The organism is Streptomyces sp. CNT360 (genome assembly GCF_000424785.1).
Window position 1 is genome coordinate 62,673 of record NZ_KE384246.1, and the last position, 22,508, is coordinate 85,180.

Annotated in this window: 22 protein-coding genes and 1 pseudogene; 18 read left to right on the forward strand and 5 right to left on the reverse strand. The window is 71.9% G+C overall.

What is annotated here, in order from left to right:
- The first annotated feature begins 14 nt into the window (after window positions 1-14).
- From leuD to H297_RS0131030, 5 genes are read left to right on the forward strand one after another with little or no spacing between them, the layout of a single operon-like run.
- A complete protein-coding gene (leuD, locus tag H297_RS0131010) occupies window positions 15-620 on the forward strand; it encodes a 3-isopropylmalate dehydratase small subunit (RefSeq protein WP_027740220.1) in 606 nt (201 codons plus the stop codon).
- Window positions 621-625: 5 nt separating this feature from the next.
- Complete coding sequence (locus H297_RS0131015; RefSeq protein WP_027740221.1) at window positions 626-1,654, forward strand: isocitrate/isopropylmalate family dehydrogenase; 1,029 nt, start codon at window positions 626-628, stop codon at window positions 1,652-1,654.
- A gap of 45 nt (window positions 1,655-1,699) precedes the next feature.
- Window positions 1,700-2,905: a pyridoxal phosphate-dependent aminotransferase gene (locus H297_RS39430; RefSeq protein WP_486589740.1), complete on the forward strand. Its 1,206-nt coding sequence runs from the start codon at window positions 1,700-1,702 to the stop codon at window positions 2,903-2,905.
- Between the two features lie 20 nt (window positions 2,906-2,925).
- On the forward strand, window positions 2,926-3,981 hold the full coding sequence (locus H297_RS0131025) for a methyltransferase domain-containing protein (protein WP_051352323.1): 1,056 nt from the start codon (window positions 2,926-2,928) through the stop codon (window positions 3,979-3,981).
- Window positions 3,982-4,015: 34 nt separating this feature from the next.
- Window positions 4,016-5,182, forward strand: a complete 1,167-nt coding sequence (locus H297_RS0131030) for a cytochrome P450 (RefSeq protein ID WP_027740223.1) — start codon at window positions 4,016-4,018, stop codon at window positions 5,180-5,182.
- Window positions 5,183-5,312: 130 nt separating this feature from the next.
- On the opposite strand, the gene H297_RS0131035 is transcribed toward H297_RS0131030, so the two are convergent.
- The 3 genes from H297_RS0131035 to H297_RS39435 all read right to left on the reverse strand — a co-directional run bounded on the left by H297_RS0131035 (window position 5,313) and on the right by H297_RS39435 (window position 7,065).
- Window positions 5,313-5,804 carry a peptidylprolyl isomerase gene (locus H297_RS0131035; RefSeq protein WP_027740224.1) on the reverse strand — a complete coding sequence of 164 codons (492 nt, stop codon included), beginning with the start codon at window positions 5,802-5,804 and terminating at the stop codon, window positions 5,313-5,315.
- A 258-nt stretch (window positions 5,805-6,062) separates the two neighbouring features.
- Window positions 6,063-6,320: a CDGSH iron-sulfur domain-containing protein gene (locus tag H297_RS0131040; protein ID WP_027740225.1), complete on the reverse strand. Its 258-nt coding sequence runs from the start codon at window positions 6,318-6,320 to the stop codon at window positions 6,063-6,065.
- Window positions 6,321-6,354: 34 nt separating this feature from the next.
- Window positions 6,355-7,065 carry a HemK2/MTQ2 family protein methyltransferase gene (locus tag H297_RS39435; RefSeq protein ID WP_051352324.1) on the reverse strand — a complete coding sequence of 237 codons (711 nt, stop codon included), beginning with the start codon at window positions 7,063-7,065 and terminating at the stop codon, window positions 6,355-6,357.
- A gap of 127 nt (window positions 7,066-7,192) precedes the next feature.
- On the opposite strand from H297_RS39435, the gene H297_RS0131050 reads away from it, so the two are divergent.
- The 11 genes and pseudogenes from H297_RS0131050 to H297_RS39460 all read left to right on the forward strand — a co-directional run bounded on the left by H297_RS0131050 (window position 7,193) and on the right by H297_RS39460 (window position 15,900).
- Window positions 7,193-7,759 carry a hemerythrin domain-containing protein gene (locus H297_RS0131050; RefSeq protein ID WP_027740226.1) on the forward strand — a complete coding sequence of 189 codons (567 nt, stop codon included), beginning with the start codon at window positions 7,193-7,195 and terminating at the stop codon, window positions 7,757-7,759.
- 600 nt (window positions 7,760-8,359) lie between these two features.
- Window positions 8,360-8,518: a hypothetical protein gene (locus H297_RS43045; RefSeq protein ID WP_486589741.1), complete on the forward strand. Its 159-nt coding sequence runs from the start codon at window positions 8,360-8,362 to the stop codon at window positions 8,516-8,518.
- Between the two features lie 59 nt (window positions 8,519-8,577).
- Window positions 8,578-9,204: pseudogene (locus H297_RS39440) on the forward strand (methyltransferase domain-containing protein); the annotation flags it as partial.
- 166 nt (window positions 9,205-9,370) lie between these two features.
- Window positions 9,371-10,996, forward strand: a complete 1,626-nt coding sequence (locus H297_RS39445) for a hypothetical protein (RefSeq protein WP_486589742.1) — start codon at window positions 9,371-9,373, stop codon at window positions 10,994-10,996.
- Window positions 10,968-11,249, forward strand: coding sequence for a hypothetical protein (locus tag H297_RS39450; RefSeq protein ID WP_027740227.1), 282 nt, complete (start codon window positions 10,968-10,970; stop codon window positions 11,247-11,249). Before H297_RS39445 ends, H297_RS39450 begins: the two co-directional genes overlap by 29 nt.
- Window positions 11,246-12,337, forward strand: a complete 1,092-nt coding sequence (locus tag H297_RS0131070; protein WP_027740228.1) for an NADH-quinone oxidoreductase subunit B family protein — start codon at window positions 11,246-11,248, stop codon at window positions 12,335-12,337. The genes H297_RS39450 and H297_RS0131070 overlap by 4 nt, the downstream gene beginning before the upstream one ends.
- Window positions 12,338-12,430: 93 nt before the next feature.
- Window positions 12,431-14,239 carry a nickel-dependent hydrogenase large subunit gene (locus H297_RS0131075; protein ID WP_027740229.1) on the forward strand — a complete coding sequence of 603 codons (1,809 nt, stop codon included), beginning with the start codon at window positions 12,431-12,433 and terminating at the stop codon, window positions 14,237-14,239.
- Window positions 14,232-14,822 carry a NifU family protein gene (locus tag H297_RS39455; RefSeq protein WP_051352346.1) on the forward strand — a complete coding sequence of 197 codons (591 nt, stop codon included), beginning with the start codon at window positions 14,232-14,234 and terminating at the stop codon, window positions 14,820-14,822. Before H297_RS0131075 ends, H297_RS39455 begins: the two co-directional genes overlap by 8 nt.
- Entirely contained in the window at window positions 14,819-15,436 is a 618-nt protein-coding gene (locus H297_RS0131085; protein WP_027740230.1) for a DUF5947 family protein, read from the forward strand. Before H297_RS39455 ends, H297_RS0131085 begins: the two co-directional genes overlap by 4 nt.
- Window positions 15,437-15,467: 31 nt before the next feature.
- A complete protein-coding gene (locus H297_RS0131090; RefSeq protein ID WP_027740231.1) occupies window positions 15,468-15,674 on the forward strand; it encodes a hypothetical protein in 207 nt (68 codons plus the stop codon).
- 10 nt (window positions 15,675-15,684) lie between these two features.
- A complete protein-coding gene (locus H297_RS39460; protein WP_158693781.1) occupies window positions 15,685-15,900 on the forward strand; it encodes a hypothetical protein in 216 nt (71 codons plus the stop codon).
- A gap of 66 nt (window positions 15,901-15,966) precedes the next feature.
- Here H297_RS39460 and H297_RS39465 read toward each other — a convergent pair whose 3' ends face one another.
- Window positions 15,967-17,055 carry a YihY/virulence factor BrkB family protein gene (locus H297_RS39465; RefSeq protein WP_486589743.1) on the reverse strand — a complete coding sequence of 363 codons (1,089 nt, stop codon included), beginning with the start codon at window positions 17,053-17,055 and terminating at the stop codon, window positions 15,967-15,969.
- A 174-nt stretch (window positions 17,056-17,229) separates the two neighbouring features.
- Window positions 17,230-17,667 carry an SPW repeat protein gene (locus H297_RS0131105; protein ID WP_027740232.1) on the reverse strand — a complete coding sequence of 146 codons (438 nt, stop codon included), beginning with the start codon at window positions 17,665-17,667 and terminating at the stop codon, window positions 17,230-17,232.
- A gap of 251 nt (window positions 17,668-17,918) precedes the next feature.
- Here H297_RS0131105 and H297_RS40625 point away from each other — a divergent pair, with 251 nt between their 5' ends.
- Both H297_RS40625 and H297_RS40630 read left to right on the forward strand, forming a co-directional pair.
- Window positions 17,919-20,279: an outer membrane protein assembly factor BamB family protein gene (locus H297_RS40625; RefSeq protein ID WP_051352326.1), complete on the forward strand. Its 2,361-nt coding sequence runs from the start codon at window positions 17,919-17,921 to the stop codon at window positions 20,277-20,279.
- A gap of 61 nt (window positions 20,280-20,340) precedes the next feature.
- Window positions 20,341-22,506, forward strand: a complete 2,166-nt coding sequence (locus H297_RS40630; protein ID WP_051352327.1) for an outer membrane protein assembly factor BamB family protein — start codon at window positions 20,341-20,343, stop codon at window positions 22,504-22,506.
- Window positions 22,507-22,508: the final 2 nt, after the last annotated feature.

Sequence of the window (22,508 nt, forward strand, 5' to 3'; positions counted from 1 at the left end):
AAGGAGGTGCCAGGGTGGAACCGCTGACCAGCCACTTGGGCAAGGTGCTGCCGCTGCGCCGCAGCGACGTGGACACCGACCAGATCATCCCCAGCGAGTACTGCCGTCGGCTCACCAAGACCGGCTACGAGGACGCCCTGTTCGCGCGCTGGCGCGAACAGCCGGACTTCGTCCTCAACGACCCGGCACGCGCCGGGGGCACCATCCTGGTGGCCGGCGCGAACTTCGGCACCGGCAGCTCCCGCGAACACGCGGTGTGGGCGCTGCGGGACTGGGGGATCGCCGCGGTGATCGCCCCCAGCTTCGGCGACATCTTCCGCCGCAACGCCCTGAAGAACGGCCTGCTGGTCGCGTCGCTGCCCGAGGACGACGTGGCGCACCTGATGGCGCGGGCCGAGCAGGACGTGTCGTACGAGATCACCGTCGATCTCCAGGAGTGCACCGTGCGCTGGCCCGAGGGGCAGCGCGGCTTCGAGATCGACAGCCGGGCGCGCAGCCTGCTGCTCGACGGCCTGGACGACATCGCCATGACACTGGAGAGGCAGGACGACATCAGCGACTACGAGAGCGGCCGGCCCGGCTGGCTGCCCACCTTCTCTCCCGCGGGCGGGGTGAGCTGAGCACGATGCCGCCCATCACCGTCATCCCCGGGGACGGCATCGGCCCCGAGGTGACCGAGCAAGCCCTCCTCGTTCTCGACAGCCTGGGCCTCGGCCTGGACTTCGACGTGCTCGACCACGTCAACGCCGACACCTTCCTGGACACCGGTGTGGCCCTCGCCGACGACGACCTGGCGCGGGCCGGCCGCAGCTCCGGCATCCTCCTCGGGGCCATCGGCGACGCCCGCGCCGCGGGCACGCGCTACGCCAGGGACGTGCTGCTACGGCTGCGGTCCGAGCTGGACCTGTATGCCAACTACCGCCCCGTGCGGCTCCTGCACGACCGGCTCAGCCCGCTGCGGGACCCCGCGCGGCGGGCCGTGGACTGTGCCATCGTCCGCGAGAACACCGAGGGCCTCTACGCGGGCGTCGGCGGCGCACTGCACCAGGACACGGAGGCCGAGGTGGCCGTCGACACCGAGATGAGCACCCACCAGGGTGTGCGCCGCGTGATCGACTTCGCCCTCGCCACGGCGACCCGCGCGGTGTGCATGGTCGACAAGTCCAACGCGGTGCCCAACGGCGGGCGGCTGTGGCAGCGCTGCTGGCGCCAGGCCGCCGCGACCCGCCCCGACCTGGCCACCTCGCACCTGTACGCGGACGCCGCCGCCATGCGGCTGGTCGCCGACCCGCAGGAGTTCGACGTCATCGTCACCAACAACTCCTACGGCGACCTGCTGTCCGACCTTGCCGCGCAGCTGGCCGGCGGCATGGGCACCGCCGCCTCGGCCAACCTCAACCCGGACACCGGGTTCGGCCTGTACGAGCCGGTGCACGGCAGCGCCCCGGACCTCGCCGGCACCGGCACCGCCAACCCCGTCGGCGCGATCCTCTCCGCGGCGCTGCTCCTGGAGCGGACCGGCCACCCGGCGCAGGCGGCGGCGGTCCGGGCAGCGGTGGACCGTGCCGTGGCGGACCGGCGCTGCACCCCCGACATCGGCGGCACGCTCACCACCAAGGCAGCGGGGGAGGCCGTCCGTGCGGCACTCGACTGATCCGGCGGCCCGTCCGCGGCCCGACCACCGCGCCGAGGTGACCCCGTGACGCCGTCCCCGGCCCGGCTGTCCCGCCGGGCCGCACAGGTCGGGTCCATGGAACTGGCCGGGCTCCTGCGGCTGGCGCACGAGGTGGGCGCCATCGACATCGCCCTCGGCATCCCGCCGGGCAACCCGCCCGCGGCCGCGATCGAGGCGGCCACCGCGGCGCTCACCTCGGGCCGCAACCAGTACGCGCCCCCGGAGGGGCTGTTGGAGCTGCGGCGGACGATCGCTGCGGAGATCCGGCTCACCCGCGGCGTCACCGTCGACCCGGTCGAGGAGATCACGGTCACCTGCGGCGCGACCGAGGGCGTGCTCGACGCGGTCCTGACCGTCACCGACCCCGGCGACGAGGTGCTGCTGCCCGAGCCGTTCTACGAGAACTACCCGGGCGTGATCGGACTGGCCGGTGCGGTGCCCCGCCCGGTGCCGCTGACCGGCCCGGACTGGCGGCTTGACCTGGCGGCGATGCGGGCCGCGGTCACGCCGCGCACCCGCGCCGTCCTGCTCAACACCCCGCACAACCCGACTGGTCGCTCCTTCGACGAGACCGAGGTGCGGGGTCTGCTCGACCTGTGCGCCGAACACGGGCTGACCCTGATCACCGACGAGGTCTACGCGGGCTACGTCTACGACGGCCGGGCACACGCCTCGCCGCTGGGCATGCCGCGCGCGGCGGGGCGCGCGGTGGTCGTCGGCAGCCTCTCCAAGTCGCTGCACATGTCCGGCTGGCGTGTCGGCTACTGCGTCGCGTCCCCGGAGCTGACCGCGGGCCTGCGGCGGGTGCACGAGCGCACCACGGTGGGCGCCGCGCGGCCCCTCCAGGAAGGTGTGGCCGCGGCCCGGACCGCGGACGCCCCCGACGACCGGGAGCACTTCCAGGAGCGCCGCGACCACCTGGTGCGGCACCTGCGCGAGATGGGGTTCGAGGTGTTCGCACCGGAAGGGGGCTGGTTCGTCCTGGCGGGTACGGCGCGTCTGGCACCGCGCAGCGACGCACTGGTGGCCGATCTGGTGGAGTCGGCCGGCGTCCTGCTCGCCCCCGCGACGAGCTTCTTCAGCGACCGCGACGACGGCCTGCGCTGGGTGCGCGCCACCTTCGTCCGCGACCCGGACCGCACCGTCGAGGCGCTGGAGCGGATGCGGCGGTTCCTACGCGGGACCCCGCACCCGGCACAGCCGGGCCCACCGGCACATACACAGGCATGACGACAGAAGGGATGAGAGAAGTGAGCACCGAGAGCAAGTCCGTGGAAGTCCTCGACGACGAGGTGCAGCAGACCTGGAAGTCCGTGGCCGAGGCCGGCGCAGGCGAACTCGCCTCCTCCTACGTCCTGACCACCGCGATCGTCGGACTGTCCAACTCCGGCGTCGCACAGAAGCTGTCCGGCGAGTGGACACCGCTCGGACAGCTGGCCCCGAAGCCGGAACTGGCCGACCGGATCGGCAAGGTCCTGCGCTTCCTGGAGCTGCGCGGCGTCGTCGAGTCCCAGGGCGACGCGTGGCGCACCACCCGGCGTGGGGCCCAGCTCTTCGACGAGGTGGCCGAATCGCTGCTCGGCTACTACGTGGACGCGTACGGCCCTGTCCTGCACGACATGGGCGGGCTGCTGGACGGCAGCAAGGTCTACGAGACCGATGTCAGCCGTGACACCGAGGCGCTCGGACTGCGCTGCGAGGTGCTCTTCCGCAGCTTCGGCGGCAACCTGGTGCGCGACCTGGTCCGCTCACGGGGCGCGCGCGGCGTTCTCGACCTCGGCTGCGGCACCGGCGGCCTGCTGCTCGACCTCGTGCGGGAGAACCCCGAACTGCACGGCTACGGACTCGACATCGCCGAGGACGCCATCGCGTACGCGGGCCGGCGTGCCGCGGACGCGGGCCTGGCCGACCGGCTCTCCTTCGCGGTCGCGGACGCCTTCCGGCCGCAGGACTGGCCCGCCGAGGTCGTCGAAGGCGCCGACTTCCTGGTGGCGGTCGGCGCGCTGCACGAGCACTTCCGCAACGGCGAGGCCGCGGTGGTCGACATGCTCAGCCGGTACGCGGACCTGCTGCGCGCGGGGGAGAACCGCACGCTGCTGCTGTGCGAGCCGGAGCTGTTCGTGGACACCGAGGACGCCAACTTCTACCTCATCCACGTGCTGACCGAGCAGGGCTTCCCGCAGCCGCGGGAGAGCTGGCTCAAGGTGATCGAGGCGGCCGGCCTCACCTGCAACCGGGTCTTCTCCGCGCCCAACACGGCGTTCCGCTTCGCCTACTACGAGATCGTGGCCGACCCCGCCTCCTGAGCCGGCCGTCCTCCCACCCAAGGAGACACCCACCATGTCCGCACCACCGCCCGAGTCGGCTCCCGGGCTCGAAATGCTCGACCTGTGCCGCACCATGAGGGAGACCACCCCCGTCGTCCAGGACCCGGCGAGCGGCGCGTACCAGGTCTTCCGGTACGAGGACGCGGTCTCCGTCCTCATGGACCACGACACCTTCTCCTCGGACTTCAGCACCGTCTTCCCCGACGCCACCCAGCTCATGGAGGGCCACATCGGGACCCTGGACCCGCCGCGGCACTCCCAGTTGCGCAGGCTCGTCAGCCAGGCGTTCACCTCCCGCGCGGTCGCCCAGCTGGAGAACCGGATCGAGCGCATCGCCGGGGAACTGCTGGACCAGGCGCCCAGCAGCACCGCACTCGAACTCGTCGACGACTTCGCCTACGCCCTGCCGCTGACGGTCATCACCGAGATGCTCGGGGTGCCGTCGCAGGACCGGCGGCTGTTCAAGGACTGGGCCGACCAGCTCTACGCCAACGGCGCGTTCGACCCGAACAACGAGGCGTCCGCCGGGGCGGCGAAGTCGTTCCACGACTACCTGCTCGACCTGGTCGTCCAGCGCCGGAAGCAGCCGAGCCCCGGCCTGCTCACCGACCTGGCGGTGGCCGAGGTGGACGGCGAACGGCTCACCGACCGGGAGATCGCCGGGTTCGCGACCGTCCTGCTGCTCGCCGGGCACGTGACGGTGACCCTGTGGCTGGGCAACGCGATGCTGTGCCTCCGGGAGCACCCGGAGGCCGAACGGGCCCTCCGCGCCGACCCGGCCGCCATCCCCGGCGCGTTGGAGGAGGTACTGCGCTACCGCAGCCCGGTGGGCATCGTGCCGCGCGTGGCCAGGAAGGAGGTCGAGCTGGGCGGGACCACGATCGAAGCCGGGAAGATCGTGGTGTGCTCGGTCTTCTCGGCCAACCACGACGAGCGGCAGTTCGACGACCCCGACACCTTCCGCATCGACCGGAGCCCCAACCCGCACCTCGCGTTCAGCAAGGGCATCCACTTCTGTTTCGGGGCGCCGCTGGCACGTCTGGAGGCCCGCGTCGCCTTCGGCGTCCTGCTGCGCCGGTTCGCGAGTTTCCGGCCGGATCCGGACCGCCCGATGGAGTGGCACCCGGACCCGACGATGAGCGGCCCGAAGAGCCTGCCGCTGCTCGTCGAGCCCGCCTGAACCGAAAGCCGGACGCCCGGCACCCGCACCGGCCGACGAGGAACGCGATGCGCTCGTCGCCGACCGGTGCGGGTGCCGGGCGACCCGTGTGATCAGCGGGCCGGGGGTGCCGGGGGTGCCGGGAGAGAGGTCACTCCCCGTCGGCCACCCGCTCCGCGGAGTTGATCACGATCTGCTGCTTGGGCACGTCCTGCGCGCCCGTCTCGACCTGCGCGATCCTGTCGACGACATCGTGACCCTCGACGACCTCACCGAAGACCGTGTAACCCCAGCCGTCCTGCCCCGGGTGGTTCAGGAAGTCGTTGTCCACGGTGTTGATGAAGAACTGGGCGCTGGCCGAGTGCGGGTCGGACGTGCGGGCCATGGCCAGGCTGTACTTCACGTTCTTCAACCCGTTGCTCGCCTCGTTCTCCACCGTGCGCGGAGCGGGCTTGATGCGCATGTCCGTGCCGACACCGCCACCCTGGATCATGAACCCGCTGATCACCCGGTGGAAGATCGTGCCCTGGAAGTGCCCGTCGTCGAGGTAGCTCTCGAAGTTGGCGACCGTCTTGGGGGCCTTCTCAGGATGGAGGGCGAGCACGATGTCGCCCATCGTCGTGGAAAGGCGAACCTTGGTCATGAGATCTCCACTCGGCATACCGTCATGTCTTCCTTGGCCGAACAGAGCACGGAAAGCGACCAAGAGGTGACACCGCCAGGGGCCACACATCTGGGGCGGTCCCGGCCCCGCTGAGCCAAGGCAGTCTCTCACAGGCCCCGCTGCCGCGACGCGAACGCCCGTCCACCCCGCTGACCTGCCCGGCTCCCGCGGTGCCACCCGCGCCCACCCCTCCACACCGGTCCTCGGGCGCGGCCCGGGGCCGGGTGCGGAAGACGCTCAGCTCCGCTTGCCGAGGCCGTCGCCGGGGTGCCCGTGCTGCTCGGAGCGCCCGGAGTCGTCCTCCTGCGCCGCCGGCTTCCGTGGTCCGGACCGGGAACGGCGGCGGTGGCTGGTGTCGCACCAGGGGTACGTCCGGCTGCGGCGGCAGGTGCACAGCGCCACGACGAAACGGTCGGAGGTGACCGTCCGCCCGTCGTCCAGGCGTACCTCCACGGGGCCCTCGACCAGCACGGGCCCGCCGCTTTCGAGGCTCACGCGCCGCGCGGTGGGCGTACCCTCCGCGGAGTCGTCACCGGGCGGCTCGCACTCCGGGGGGCCACTGCTGCGCGGGGCCGGTTCGTTCCGTCGAGGGGACGAGGTCGGCACGGATGACCACCAGTTCCTCGTGTCGCTGTCCGGGGGAGATCAGGTCCTGTTCCTCCAGCCACTGCGCACGCGCGCGCAGGACAGGGCCGAAGGGCTGGGTGCGGCGGGCGGTCACGCGGGCTTCGAGTCCGGACCTGCCCAGCAGTTCCAGCGTCCGGTCGGGGTCGCACAGGGTGGAGTGCACCATCAGCAGCACACCGTCCCTGGTGAGCAGCCGCGGTGCCGCCTCGCACAGCCGGTCCAGGAACCGGCGACCATCCCGGCCCGCGTTCCATGCCCGCGACCGCCGCCCGCAGCGCTCGCCGGTTCCGGAGTACGGCACGTACGGCGGGTTCGCCGTGACGACGTCGAAGCGGCCGGTGGCGCGCTCCAGGAAGTCTCCGCGGTGTGCGCGGACCGGCAAGGCCCGCAGCCGGGCGTTCCAGGTGGCTGCCAGGGCGGCCCGTGCGGAGATGTCCACGGCGTGGACCTCGCGGGCACCCAGGCGTGCTCCGGTCAGCGCGACCACACCGGTGCCGGTGCACACGTCCAGCATCCGCGCGCCGCGGGGGACGGCAGCGCCGACCAGTGCGTCGAGCAACAGTTCGGAATCGCCCTGCGGGGCGTACACCCCGGGCGGTCTCAGAAGCCACACGCGCCGACGAGTACCGGGAGAAATGCGCGATAAACGCTGTTCGGGAAGAAATGTATCGCCCGATACGGGGCACCCGCTCCCGACGGACGGGGAGATCGCTGCCGATGCGGAAGGGAAGGGCGGCGCCATGGGACACGGTGGCACAGTCGTCGAGGAACTCACCGCGGACCACCGCGAGGTCGAGGAACTCTTCGCCAGGATCGAGGCACTGCCTCCCGGCGAGGAGAAGCGCAAGCTGTACGCCGATCAAGTCACCATCGAACTGGTGCGGCACTCCATCGCGGAGGAGGAGTACCTCTTCCCGGCCGTCCGCGCCCACGTGCCCGGCGGGGGTCCGCTCGCGGACAAGGAGCTGGCGGACCTGGAAGGGGCCGAGCGGCTGCTGAAGGACCTCGAAGGGCTCGGCGCAGCCGACCCGGCCTTCGACCGCACGCTCACCCGCCTCATCCACGAGCTCCGCTCCCACATGAGCGACGAGGAAGGCAACCTCTTCCCGCGACTGCGGGACGTGATGCCGGACCAGGAGCTGACCGAGCTGGGCGACAAGGTCCGGCAGGCGAAGAAGACGGCGCCCACCCGCCCGCACCCCCACGCCCCGAGCGAGCCGCCCGCCAACAAGCTCCTCGCCCCCGGCGCGGGTCTCGTCGACCGCGCCCGCGACGCCCTCACCGAACGTGGCAGGGAAAAGGACTGACGCCTCACAGGCGTACCCCCTGTTGCGTCGCGGGGGAGCCGTGTCGTAGGCGACGCCCTCCTGGGCCGCGTGGCCGGCGTTCCGCTCCCGGCAGATCTCCAGGGGCGGGGCCGGCGTGACGAACGGGACCGGCCGCGGTCGTGGCTTCGCGCGAAGTACCTTCAGCAGCGCGCGGGTGCCCGGGTGCCCCGGGTCGGGGAAGACGCCGCTCTCGGCGAATTCGTCGGCCGAAGGCGGCCATGTCGCGGGAATGCAGCCGCAGTTGCCGTCGGGTCTCCGCCGTGCCGCTCAGCGGGCCGCTCGTCCCTGTACGGCCATGAAGGAGAGCACATCACCATCGACGTGCGCCCCGCGGGCGTGGTGGGCCGCGACGAGCGGCGCCACCGTGCTCGCGCCCGCGCCAGGCATCTCTGACGGCACCAGACATCCGGTCGCCTCCACCGCACGGCCCCCTGTCCGGGCTCGGGCTGTCCCCCGTTTCCGACGGGCGTCGTGGCAACCGGCGCCGCGCCGCGCACCCGGATTCCGGGCGCGCGCATGCGGGTCTCTCGGCCGTCGGGTTCCCGTGCCCTGTCAGCGGCGGCTGGGACGATCGCTCGCATGACTGACTCCGCCGCCGTCACGGCCTACTGGGCTGCCGCCGCAGCCTCGTTCGACGAGGAGCCGGATCACGGGCTGCGTGACGAGGGGACCCGTGAGGCGTGGCGGAAGCGGCTGGCTGTATTGATCACGAGCGTTGTTGACAGTCGTGGGTCTTGATCATGGCGAAGACCTCCGGTGTGGTGGAGGTGTCTACGCTGCACCGCACGGAGGTCTTCGTGTCCCACCGTAATGCCCGCCTGACCGTTTTCGGCAGGCGGCTGCTGGTCGATCGCATCCGCTCGGGTCGTCCGGTGGCCCATGTCGCGGCCGAGACGGGTGTCTCCCGGACCACCGCCCATAAGTGGGTGCGCCGGTTTGCGGCCGAGGGTGAGGCCGCCCTGCTCGCCGGTGCGGGCCACCGGGTCACCGGCGTCGACCTGTCGCCCCGCATGGTCGAGCGGGCCAGGGCGAAGCTGAAGGCGGCGGGGCTGGACGGTCACTTCCTGGTGGGGGACGCCGCCGCTCCCCCCACGGGGGACGCGCGCTTCGACGTAGTGCTGTGCCGGCACCTGCTGTGGACCCTGCCCGATCCCGGCGCTGCGCTGCGCCAGTGGATACGCCGGCTGCGCCGGGGCGGCACGCTGGTGCTGGTCGAGGGGCGCTGGGCGCAGGCGGACCGGTGCGGGGTGCCGTACGGGTCCGGGGCCGAGGCGCTGCCGTGGGGTGGCGGGGTCGGCGCCGAGGAGCTGGCCGGTGTGCTCGACCCCCTGGTGACTCAGGTGCGTGTGGAGCCACTGGGGGAGGACGCCGCGCTGTGGGGCGGGACCGTCACCGATGAGCGGTACGCACTCCTCGCGCGTCTGTGAACTGCGCGGCCGCGCGGACGTAGCAGGCGTGCCCGCCCCTCCCTCCGCCACACCGGTACGACAGCGCCACGCTCGCACCACAAGGGCGAGCAAATCCGAAAAAAGGGTGCAAATATGGACGCCGGTGTGCGAGGAAGCGCGCCAGTGGCGGCGACCGGGAGGCGTGGCAGTGGACGAAGCGGCTCGGACGGAGCCCGGCACGCGGCCCGGAGGTGACCGGTTCGCGCAGGTCCGCGCCGTGGCGGACGCCATCTGCTACGAGGGCTACCTGCTCTACCCCTACCGCCGCTCCTCGCCCAAGAACCGGGTGCGTTGGCAGTTCGGCATCCTCGCGCCCCGCGCCTGGGTGAAGGCGGACGGACCCGTTCCGCCGAGCGTCGCCGGGTCGGCCGAGTCCTGGCGGCAGCGGACCGACTGCCTGCTGGTGGCCGACCCCGCCCTGGACCCCGCCCTGGACCCCGCCCTGGACCCCGCCCTGGACCCCGCCGTGGTACGCGTCCGGGTGCGCTACCTCCAGGTCCAGGGCAAGCAGGTGGAGCACCGCGCCGGCCCCGCGGACACGGACGACGGCAGTGCCGAGGGCGGAGTCGGTGCCTGGGAGCCCGTGGAGTCCGTGGAACTGGACGGCGAACTGCACCTGTCCTTCGACGAGGCGGTACCGCACGAGTGCGACATCGAGGTGCCGCTGGGCGACCTGCTCGCGGGGGAGCGCTCCTTCCCGGTGGGCGCGCCCGGTGGTACCGAGGTCACCCCGCTCGCGGGGCAGGGCGCGGAGACCTTCCGTGTCGTGCGGCGCCGCCGCCCCCTCGCGGCCCGCACCGTCGTGTCCGCCGAGCCCCTCGACGGCCGTCCCGGCCTGCACCGCCTGACGGTGCGTACGGAGAACACCGACGACACCCTGCCAGCGGAGACGCCCCGCGACGAGGCGCTGCGGCACGCTCTGGTCGCCACCCACACGCTGCTGGGCGGCGAGGGGCTGGAGTTCGTCTCCCTCATCGACCCGCCCGCCTGGGCGGCCCCGCACGCGCAGGACTGCGACAACGTGCACACCTTCCCGGTCCTGGCGGGCGAGGAGGGCAGCCGGCACATGATGTTCTCCTCACCGATCCTGCTCGGCGACCATCCCCGCATCGCCCCGGAGAGCCCCGGCGACCTGCACGACGCCGCCGAGATCGACGAGATCCTCTCGCTGCGGACGTACCTGCTGACCGACGAGGAGAAGCGGGAGGCGCGGGCCACCGATCCGCGTGCCGCCTCGATCCTGGACCAGATCGAGAACATGCCCGAGGAGGTCTTCGCCCAACTGCACGGCGCGATCCGCTCACTGGAGCCCGCCGAAGAGCCGGTGCCGCTTGCGGAGCCCGCCGTCGATCCGGCGCCGCCTTCCCGTCCGGGCCCCGGCACCGGCCCGGTTCCCGCCCGTGCCGCCGCCCCGTGGTGGGAGGAGGCCGCGGAGGAGGGCGTGTCCCCGGCGACGGACAGTGTGCTGGTCGCGGGCGTGCCGGTGCGGCGCGGTCACCGGGTACGGCTGTGCCCGCGGGCCCGCGCGGATGCGCACGACATGTTCCTGACCGGCCGCACGGCCCGGGTCGCGGGGGTCTTCCACGACGTGGACGGCAGCGTCCACCTGGCCGTGACGCTCGACGACGATCCCGCGGCCGACCTGAACGCCTGGTACGGCCGCTACTTCTACTTCCGTACGGACGAGGTCCAACCGCTGCCCGACGAGGCCCGGCACCACTCGCAGGAGGAGAGGCCCGATGCGTGCCCTCGCACTGTCGAAGCGTGACCGCCGGCCGGCCGAGCGGCTCTCCTGCGACCACCACGCGGCCGAGGACGAGGTCCGGCCGCTGCTCGAACTGCCCGAGGCGGTCGACCAGCCGGCTCTCCACGAGTCGGGCCGGGCGCCGGAGCAGGCCGCAAGGACCACCCCGACCCGGCTGCGCCCCGGCACTCCGGGCCGGCCACCGGCCCCGGCGGCCCGGGTCGCCGGCGTCCACGACCGACTGCGGGACCGGCTGCAAGGGAGGCCGAGAACATGACCATCGAGAGCGGCACCACCTCTGTGAGCGAGGATCCGAGCAGGGCGGACCAGCGCAAGGGGCTCGGGGAGATCGACATCCTGTGGATCTCCGAAGGCATGAGCTGCGACGGCGACACCGTCTCGGTGACGGCTGCGGGCCAGCCCGCCATCGAGGACGTCGTCCTCGGGCTCGTCCCCGGACTGCCCAAGGTCAACCTGCACAACAAGGTCCTCTCGCCCACCCTGGGCGGCGAGGAGTTCCTGGCACCGTTCAGGGCGGCCGCCCGCGGCGAGGCCGAGAACCCCTTCATCCTCGTCATCGAGGGGTCGATCCCCAACCAGAACATCATCGAGGGCGACGGCTACTGGACGTCCTTCGGCAACGACGAGGAGACCGGTGAGCCGCTCACCCTCAACTGGTGGCTCGACCGGTTGGCGCCCCGGGCCTGGGCGGTGGTCGCCGTGGGCACCTGCGCCACGTACGGCGGCATCCACGCCATGGCGGGCAACCCGACCGGTTCCATGGGGCTGGCGGACTACCTGGGCTGGGACTTCACGTCGCAGGGCGCCCTGCCGATCGTGAACGTGCCGGGCTGCCCGGTCCAGCCGGAGAACTTCATGGAGACCCTGACCTGGGTGCTCTACCACGCGGCCGGTGCGGCTCCGCCGCCCCCGCTGGACCACATGCTGCGGCCGCAGTGGCTGTTCGGGAAGACGGTGCACGAGGGCTGCGACCGGGCGGCGTACTACGAGCAGGGCGACTTCGCGAAGGACTACAACTCGCCCAAGTGCCAGGTGAAGATCGGCTGCTGGGGCCCCGTCGTCAACTGCAACGTGCCCAAACGCGGCTGGATGGGGGGCATCGGCGGCTGCCCCAACGTGGGCGGCATCTGCATCGGCTGCACCATGCCGGGCTTCCCCGACGCCTTCATGCCGTTCATGGACGAGCCGACCGGCGGCAGCCTCTCCGCCGTCCTCGTCCGCCCCTACGGCGCCTTCATCCGGCGGATGCGCGGAATCACCAACATCGCCGTCAACCGGGAACCGAAATGGCGCCACAACGAGCCCGCCCTGACCAGCGGCTACGACCCCCACTGGCGCTCCTGACGGCGCGGCCCGGCCCGGAGCTGCCGGGCCGCGCCGCCCCACCGTGCGGGCACCGAGCCACCACACACCGCGACCGACGAGGTGAGGACTGAGATGACGGCAACCGCGGCCCGGCCACAGGCAGGGCGCAAGCCACCCCAAGTGGTGGACATGTCCTGGGACCCGATCACCCGGATCATCGGCAATCTGGGGATCTACACGAAGATCGACTTCGCCAACCGCGAGGTGACGGAGTGCCGTAGCACCTCGTCGCTCTTCCGCGGTTACTCGGTCTTCATGCGCGGCAAGGACCCGCGGGACGCCGGCTTCATCACCAGCCGCATCTGCGGCATCTGCGGGGACAACCACACCACCTGTTCCAACTACGCGCAGCAGATGGCCTACGGGGTCAAGCCGCCGCCGCTGGCCGAGCACATCACCAACCTCGGGGAAGCCGCCGAGTACCTGTTCGACCACACCATCTTCCAGGACAACCTCGTCTTCGTGGACTTCTGCGAGGCGATGGTCAAGGCCACCAACCCCGGTGTCCTGGCGAAGGCCGAGCAGACGGCCGCCCCCAACGGGCACATCCACGGCTACCGCACCATCGCCGACATCATGCGCGCCTTCAACCCCTTCGAGGGGGAGGTCTACAAGGAGGCGCTCCAGGTCAGCCGCATCACCCGGGAGATGTTCTGCCTGATGGAGGGGCGCCATGTGCATCCCTCCACGCTGTACCCGGGCGGGGTGGGCACGATGCCCTCGCCCTCCACGTTCACCGACTACCTTTCCCGCCTGATGCGGGTCCTCGACTTCGTCAAGAAGGCCGTCGGCATGAACGACGACGTCTTCGACTTCTTCTACGACGCGCTGCCCGGCTACGAGGAGGTGGGCAAGCGGCGCATCCTGCTGGGCTGCTGGGGCGCGTGGCAGAACTACGAGGCGTGCGACTACCGCTACGAGAACATGGCCGACTGGGGCCGCCAGATGTTCGTCACGCCGGGCGTCATCGTCGACGGCGAGCTGGTCACCAACAGCCTCGTCGACATCAACCTGGGCATGCGCATCCTGCTGGGCAGCTCGTACTACGAGGACTGGGTGAACGAGGAGCCCTTCGTCACGCACGACCCGCTGGGCAACCCCGTGGACATGCGCCACCCGTGGAACCAGACGACCGTCCCGGTGCCGCAGAAGCGCGACTTCGCCGACAAGTACAGCTGGGTGATGAGCCCGCGCTGGCACGACAAGCGCACCGGCGACCATCTGGCGCTGGACACCGGCGGCGGTCCGCTGGCGCGGCTGTGGTCCACGGCGCTCAACGGGCTGGTGGAGACCCCCTACATCAAGGCCACCGGACACAGCGTGCGGATCTCGCTGCCCAAGAGCGAGAAGCTGCCCGAGATGACGTTCGAGTGGAAGATCCCCAAGTGGTCCAACACCCTGGAACGGGACCGGGCCCGCCCCTACTTCGTGGCCTACTCGGCGGCCATGGCGTTCGAGTTCGTCAACCGGGCCCTGGACCTGGTGCGGGCCGGCGACACCAAGATCTTCCAGGACTACGAGCTGCCCGAGGAGGGCATCGGCTGCGGCTTCCACGAGGCCGTCCGCGGCGTGCTCTCGCACCACCTGGTGATCAAGGACAAGAAGATCGCCAACTACCACCCGTACCCGCCCACTCCCTGGAACGCCAGCCCCCAGGACCACTACGGGACGCCGGGCCCCTACGAGGACGCCGTCACCGGCCAGCCGGTCTTCGAGGAGAACGGGCCGGACGAGTTCAAGGGAATCGACGTCATGCGCACCGTCCGCAGCTTCGACCCCTGCCTGCCGTGCGGCGTCCACATGTACCTGGGCAAGGGCAAGGAGCTGCGGCAGATCCACTCGCCCACCTTCGGTGCGGGGGCGGGAGCGGGCCATGGCTGAGGAGCGGACAGCGGAGGGGCACCGGCTGGCGGACGCGGACGTCGAGGCGCGGCTGGCCCGCCTCGACGAGCTGCTCGAACGCGTCGAGGGCGTACCGGGTCCCACCGCCGATGCCGCGCTGGAGGCCGTACGGGCCCTGACGGAGGTGTACGGCGAGGCACTGGCCCGGTTCCGCGACCTCGCCGGGCCCGAGCTGATCCGTGCCGTCACCGACGACGACCTGCTGAGCCACCTTCTGGTGCTCCATCAGCTGCACCCCCACCCGGTGGAGCAGCGCGCCGCCGACGCCGTCACCGGACTGCGAGACGTGCTGCGCGAGCGCGGTGCCGACGTCGAACTGGTCGGCGTGGAAGACGGTGTGGTCTCGGTGCGGGTCACGGCCAAGGGGTGCGGCTCCACCGCTTCCGCCGTCGAGGAGGCGGTGCGCGAGACGGTGCTGGCGGCCGCCCCCGAGCTGCACGCCGTCGAGCGGGTGGCCGACCGCAAGCCCCCCGCCTTCGTCCCCCTGGATACGCTGCGGCCGGCCGCAGCGCAGTCCACCGCCGCCCGGCCGGCTGCCGCACCCACCGCGGGGACGCCGTGACCTCCGGGGCCCTCGCCCGCGTCATCCGCGGGGCACACGGTGCTTCCGCGGCGCGGATCGAACGCTGCGACCTGTGCGGCGCCGGTGTGCCGGACGAGCACCGGCACCTGCTGGACACCGCGTCCGAGGAGTCCGCGGACGGGCGCGCCGCCCCGGTGCTGTGCGCCTGTCGGCCGTGCTCGGTGCTCTTCGTGCACGAGGCGGCAGGCGAGGGCCGCTACCGGCTGATCCCGCGGCGGCGGGTGCGGCTGGCCCCGGTGCCGACCGCCGCACTCGGCGTGCCCGTCGGGCTCGCGTTCTTCGTGGTGCGCGGCGACGGAGAGGTCCGGGCCCACTACCCGAGCCCGGCCGGCGCCACCCGGTGGGAGCTCGAACCGGAGGCGTGGCGGTCCGCTGCGGCGGAGTGCCCCGCGCTGGGGACGCTCGCTCCCGATGTCGAGGCGCTGCTGGTCAACACGGTGCGGGGGAACGCACAGCACTGGATCGTCCCGGTGGACGACTGCTTCCGCATGGTGGCCGTCGTCCGACGGGAGTGGCGGGGCCTGTCCGGCGGAAGCCGGGTGTGGCCTGAGCTCGAACGCTTCTTCGCCGAGCTGGCCGAACAGCCCGGTTGAGGACCGAGGGGGCGAGGAGAAGGAGGACGCCATGGGACGGATCCGCGTCGGCAAGCCTGCCGCACGGCCGGACACACCCGCGCACGTCAAGGGGCAGCACCAGGGCAACACGGGCCCCTACGACCGGCAGCCGGGCCATCACGAGGACGGCACCGCCGATGCCCGGCGCTCGACAGGCATCCACTGGAAGAAGCACGACACCCTCCTGAAGATCATGCCGAACATCCCACCCGGCTGAGGAGCACTTCATGCAGCGACGTTGCAACCGACAGCCCGTGCGGCGGGCCGAGCGGGAAGCGGTGAGACACCCGGCCTGTCTGGCCAGGCGGGTTCTGGCCGGCCAGCTCGCGCTCGCCGGCACCCTCGTACTGGCCGTGCTCGTACGGGAGTTCCCCGGCCTTGTGCGCGAGGTGCGGATCTGGCGGATGGTCGGCTTCGGCTCGGGCTCCCGCTATCCGCACTGAGCCCCCGCGGGCCACGGCACGCGCCGGACGGCCACGCCGGGTACCCCGTGGCCGTCCGGCGGGCCGTCAGGCCGACGGGGCGCGTGAGGCGTCGTCCGGCGGACGGTCCGGGGGATCGTCCGGGGGAGGGCGCTGGTCGAACTCGACGGTGACCGTCTCGAAGCTCTTGAACGTTTCGGTGGTGGCGTAGGAGGTGTACGCCTTCCGGTCGGCCCGGTTCAGCCACACCCGGTCGGTGAACGGCGTCATCAGACTGCGGGGCCACAGCCGGTGGGTGCGCACCACACTCACCTCGGCCGCCAGGACGAAGATCAGGGCACCCAGGTAGATCCAGCCGAGCAGCCCCAGCACGATGCCGAACATGCCGTAGGTCGCACTCGCACCCCGCAGCACGTGGGTGGCGTAGTACCCGCCGCCCCACTGCAGCCCCTGCCACGCGCAGGCGGCACCCAGCGCCTCGGCCCACAGGCACCGCAGCGGCACCTGGTGGTGGGTGAGGAACGTGTAGGTGGCCAGCAGCAGTGCCGTGTTGACGGCGACGGCCACGGCGGTGATCGCCGTCCGCAGGCCGGTGCCCAGCTCCGTACCGAAGGTCTCCACCTCGGAGGCGGCCACGGACAGCAGCAGCGTCACGCACAGCCCTGCTGCCACCGTCGTCAGGAAGAGCACGCCCTTGGCACGGGACCTGAACGGGTCGTGCCGCTGGTGGCGGGGGACCGCCCACATCTTGTTGAGGCTGTACTGCGCGGCCTGCGCCGCCCCCAGGCTGCCGTAGAGGCTGCCGATCACCCCGATGGCCAGCGCGACGCCGTTGCTGCGGAACGGGTGGATCCGCCCCCGCAACTGGTCCCCGAGCACCGGGAACTCGCCGAGCACCGAGTCCAGGAGATGCCGCTGGAGGTCCGGGTTGTCCTCCAGGAACGCGCCGAGGCCCGAGACGAACAGCAGCAGCACCGGGAAGATCGACAGGAAGGTGTAGTACGTCAGCAGCGCCACCAGGTAGAGAGCCTGGTCGTCGAAGACCTTGTAGACGACGGCAAGGGGCCCGCCCACCCAGCGGTGCCGCTGCTGGAAGGCGTCGATCCGCTGTGCCGTGCCCCTGCCCATGGGTGCCCAGCCGCCTCCTCCCTGGCCGTCGGCGGTCTCACCGCTCACCCCAGCCAATCCCAGCGCACCCGGTCGCGCACGCGCTGTGTGCCATCCGGCGGCGCTCCCGGCCCCGACAGCCCTACGGGCCCGCGACCGGTGTGCGGGCCCGCGCCGGGCGTACGGGACGGGCGGAGCGGGGTCGGTACCGCTCCGCCCGTCACCGTCGGGCTCGGGTGGCTGTCACCCCTTTCGTTTCCTGCCCATCGCCAGCCCCATGACCGCCAGTCCGCACAGTGCTGCGACACCGCCGGCGATCACGTTGCTGAGGACGATCGACGTCGTGTCCGGCGCGCCGTTGATCACCCACTGCGAGATGATCACCCAGATCCCCAGCAGCGGTGCCGTCCACCCCAGCAGGTGCGTCCGCTCGTAGGCGGAACCGAAACCGAAGGCGAGCACCGCGAACGCCAGACCGACGACGAGATTGCTCACCGCCAGGCTCGTCGAGGTGTTGAAGCCGACGACCCAGGGTGAGATCGCGATGTAGAGCCCTGCGAGAAAGCTCAGGCCCTCCACGATCTGTGCGGTCGGAGTGGATCCGGCCTTCTCGTACCGTGCGCGCATCTCCACCAGATCGGGGTGGTGCTCGATGCTGCGGCCGGTAGTAGGCACTGCCATGGTTGTCCTCCTCCTTCCAGAGAGCGCCTCTGGTGGGCGAGCGAACTCACCCGCCAGTTGTCCGGGTGAACAGTGACGGGGTGGCATTCACGGCGATATGCGTAAATTTCTGTGATGTGCGTCACATTGCCCCGTTCGGGTTCCCGCGCGGTACCCGCCGATCCGCACCGTGAGAGCGCGAGCGCACCACGTGGCTGAGGGCGCACCACCTGGCGTAGTGTCGCTGCTCTCTGTGATCCATAGGGGAGGGCATGGAACCGCTACGCCAGGACGATCCGCGACGGCTCGGGCCGTACGCCCTGGTCGGACGGCTGGACGTCGAAACGCGTGAGGTCGGGCCCGCGGACCGCCGCTTCCTCGGCCTCGCACCCGGCGACGGGCGGGCCGCCCTGGTCAGCACCCTGCCGCTGGAGCACGCGGACGACGCCGCTCACCTACGACGCTTCCGTACCGAAGCCCTCGCGGCGCAGCACGCCGCTCCCGGCGGTGACGCGCGCACCCCGTGGCTCCTGCCCGTCACCGAGGTGAGCGGCCCGGACGCCGTCACTGTCTGGTGCGCCGCGCCCTACCGCCCGGCGCTGCCGCTGCCGGCCGTGCTGGAGCGGTACGGCCCGCTCCCCGCCCGCACCCTGCTCGTCGTCGGCACGGCACTCGGCGAAGCCCTCGCCGCGCTGCACGCCGCTGGGACGGCCCATGCGGGCGTCACCGCCGACGCCGTCCTCCTCACCGGGGCCGGCCCGCGGCTGACCGGCTACGGAGCGGCCCGCGTCACCGCTCCCGACGGCGCTCCCCGCCCGCCCCACCCCTTCCTCGCCCCCGAGCAGATCACCGGCGGCCGCCCCCGTCCCCTCGGTGACCTCTACGGTCTCGCCGCCGTCCTCGCCTACGCGGCGACCGGACGCCTCGGAGGCCGTACCGACAGCGACGGCCCCGCACTTCCCGACGGCCCCCTCGGCTCCCTCCTGGCCGCCTGCCTGTCCCAGGACCCTGCGGCACGCCCCTCGGCGCCCGCCTTCCTCCGCACGCTGGCCGCGTGCGCACCGGCCCCCGCCCGAGCGGCGGCCCCGGGCGCCGGTCCGGGCGCGACAGTGCTCGACGGCGCCGCCACACCCCACGCTCCTGCCCCACCCACCGCCCCCGGCGCTCCCCTCACCCCCTCCGCCGCGGCTCTCCTGACTCCCGGCTGGCTGCCCCGCCGTGTGAGCGCGGCCCTCGCCGTGCAGGCCGCGGCCGTCCTCGCCGCGGAGGCCGACGAGGACGCACCGGCCGCAGCCGGGACACCGGCTCCGGTGCCCACCACGGTCGACGGGGTCCCCTCGCCGGGCCCGCCCTCCGCGTCCCGGCCCGTCCCCGCCGGGGCCCGGGGCCTCCTCGCCCCCTCGCGGCGTTCCCTGCTCACCGCCGCCGGGGCCGGAGCCGCCGGTGTCGCCGTCGGCGGCTCCGTCGCATGGGCCGTCACCCTCGAACCCGCGCCGAACCTGTCCCCGGCCGCAGAGCTCGCCACCCGGCGCAAGAGCGACCGACGCCTCGCCGGTGCCCCGCCGCACCCGAAGTGGCGCCACCGACTGGCCGCGCCCGCCCAGGACTTCGCGGCCTTCATGGGGAAGGACGACATCGCGTTGCTCGCCGACGGCGCTGCGACGATCGGCCTCGACATGCACACAGGTCAGGAGGTCTGGCGCCACAAGGACACCCACGCCTCCGGCCACGTCCGGCCCCTCGAAGACGGTCTCGTCCTGCTTGCCGGCACCGACCTCCTCGCCGTCGACCCCCGCGACGGAAAGATCCACCGGCGCTCCGAGCGCTACCGCAAAGGCGGTCGCCGACCGTACGCAACCGTGCTCGCCGCGCAGGGCACCGTCGTCTGGCTGACGGTCGACGACCGGCGCTCCTCCGCTGCCGGTGGCCGCACCCTCGTCGCGTACGACATCGCGGCCGACCGAGAGCTGTGGACCGGCCCCCTCCCCGCCGGGTACCGGACCAGTCACCTGCTCCCCGACGCGCTCCTCGTCGTCACGGCGGAGAAGGACGGGCCCCAGCACTTTGCCGCCTTCGCCCCCAGGAGCGGGAAGAAGAAGTGGACGCGCACGTACAAGTCCGTCAGGGCAGGCCAGTTCACCGCGGTGGCCGATCCGGCCACCCTCGTCGCGGTGGACGGTGCGGAGGTGAGGGGTTTCGCGCTGACGGAGAAGCCCGGCAAGGCGCAGTGGAAGACCACCGTGTGGAACGACTACGCAGTGGGGCACAGGTACGCCGGGCCTCCGCTCACCCGCGACGGGACGGTGTACGTCAGCGACAGCGACCACGGGACGAGCCGCATCCAGGCGCGCACAGGCAAGCGCACCTGGCGCTCCGACTCCGTCCCCGATCTCCGTGCGACCGGGCGGAAGTCCACTCCTGACCTCGCACTGACGCCGAACGGGCAGGTGCTGGTCTCCGCGGGGGACTCGGAGGTCGACGCCTACGACACGAGCGACGGCACCATGCTCTGGCGTTTTCTCGATCTGCCGGGAAGCTCCGAGAAGGTGCTGGTCCGGCGCAAGGTGGCGGTCGGTGACGCGTCCGTCCTGGTCGTCAGCGGGCAGAGCGCCTACGCCCTGCCCCTGCGTTGAGACGAGCTGATACGTCGTGCCGACAGCGGATGACGCGATACAGGCTGCCGGGGGGAGCCGGATGAAGACAGCAGAGCGAACGGCCCCCGCACTGGAGGGGTACCGCACCGTCACGCTCCTGGACACGGAACGCGGCGGGGTGAACCGATGGCTCGTCGTAGGGACGGACGGCGCCCCGTGCGTGGTGATGGCTCCCGACGAGCAGTGGGCCCAGGACGCGGGCTACCGCCTGCGGTTCTGGGCGGAGGCCGACAACTCACGACGGCTCAGCGGCCGCGGCACGGCGCCCGTCAAGGACATTTCGGCAGCACGTGCGGAGGTCCCCTGGGTCGCCTACGACTGTTTCCCCGCCCTTCCGCTCGCCACCGCCGTGGCCACGCACGAAGGTCCGCTGCCGGCCGAGACGGTGGCGCGGCTCGGTGTCGTGCTGGCCGAGGCGGTGCTGAGCGCCCACCGCCAGGGCCTCGTACATGCGGGGATCTCTCCCCGTTCCGTGCTGCTCACGCGCCAGGGGCCGCTTTTGACCGGCTACGGACTGGTGCGGGCTGCTTGCGCGGAGGGCGTGGGGCGACACGCCGTACCCGGCGTGGACGAGGAGAGCCTGCCTCCCGAACAGCGTGCGGGCGACAGGCCGCAACCCGCAGGAGACGTCTACGCGTTGGCCTCCGTCCTGCTCTTCGCCCAGCGGGCAGGGACGCCATCGGGTGGCCCGGCACCGGCGGCAGAGGGGAAGACGGCACCTTGCCTGGAACGCTGCCTGGCGACGGACCCGGCGCGACGGCCGCGGGTGGAGGAGCTGCTCGACGCGCTGCGTGCCGCGCTGCCCGGCACGGGAGGCGGGCTTCCCGACGGCATCGTCGCCGCGCTGGACCGGCAGCGGACGAGCCTGCCTCCCCCTCCACCACCCGGCACCACGGCAGACCCGGCGGACGCCGGAACGGCCCCCGGCAAGACCAAGCCACCCCGGCGGAGCGGGACGTCGGCTTCGTCACCGACGCGTCGCGCCCTGCTCACCGCGAGCGCCACGGCGGCGGCCGGAGCAGTGCTGGGCGCCACCGGGGTCACCTCGTGGCGGCACTTCGGCTCGACGGAACGGGCGCACGACGATGGCGGCCTCTTCCGCTTGGCACCCGCACCGCTGTGGCGGCACCCGCTGCCGCGGAAGAAATCGTCCCTGAAAGTCTCCCTGCTCGTCGGGAAGCGCCTGCTCGTCTCCCGCGAGAAGGGCTTGTTCGCCGTCGATGTCCATAACGGAAAACAGCTGTGGTCACGCGACGACGTGACGGCGAGTCAACTCCTGCGCGTCGGACAGGACGACGTCCTGGTGGGTTCGGGTGAGGGAGGGGGAGGTTTCTCCCTGCTCTCCACCCGGTCGGGAAAGGTCAAGTGGCACGAGGACTCGTACGTGGACAGCCCCACGATGGAGTACGTACTCGCCCTGGAGAACGGGACGGTGTGGTGCTTCACCGAAGACTACGGCGAGGCCGACGGGGACGATCCGGCACAGGGCGTCATCGCCTACGACCTCCGGCGGCGGAAGGAACTGTGGCGCACCCGCCTGCCCAAGAGCTTCCTCAGCACCTGGGGGGAACCCAGACCTGGTGCCCCCGGGGCCGCGCTGGCAGGCTCCAAGCTCCTCATAGCCAACACGGGAAAGAACGTCCAGGAGAAGGGCGTCACGTACCTCGCACTCGACCGGAGAAACGGCAAGCGTCAGTGGAAGAAGAAGTACCCCGAGGCCACAGGGGGAGAGGACGATCTCGCTCTTCCGGTCGGGAAGGACCTTCTCCTGGCCGGTACCGACGACGGCCTGCGCGGCATGTCTCTTACCAGTGGGAAGGAACGGTGGACGGTGCCGACCGACGGTCGTGTTCCCTCCCGCCATGCCATACGGAAACAGACCGTGTACGTCACCGACGCGAAATCGTCCACCTATGCCGTGGACATCGAGTCCGGGAAGGTGCGATGGAAGCGCAAGCGGGCCAATTCCGTCAGCGCGCCCGGAGGGATCAGGCGCATGGCGCTCAGTGCGTCGGGACGGACGCTGATCCGGTCGGACCTCAGCGAGATCGACGCCTTGGACACCCGTGACGGCTCGCTGAGGTGGAGGCTCGCAGTGGTGGGCACCGGCAAGGACCCCGAGCTGACAGGTGCGGTGGTGGCCGGCACCACCGGTCTGGTCGTCGTCGACAACGACAGCAGCATCTACGCGCTCCCGGTGGACTGATT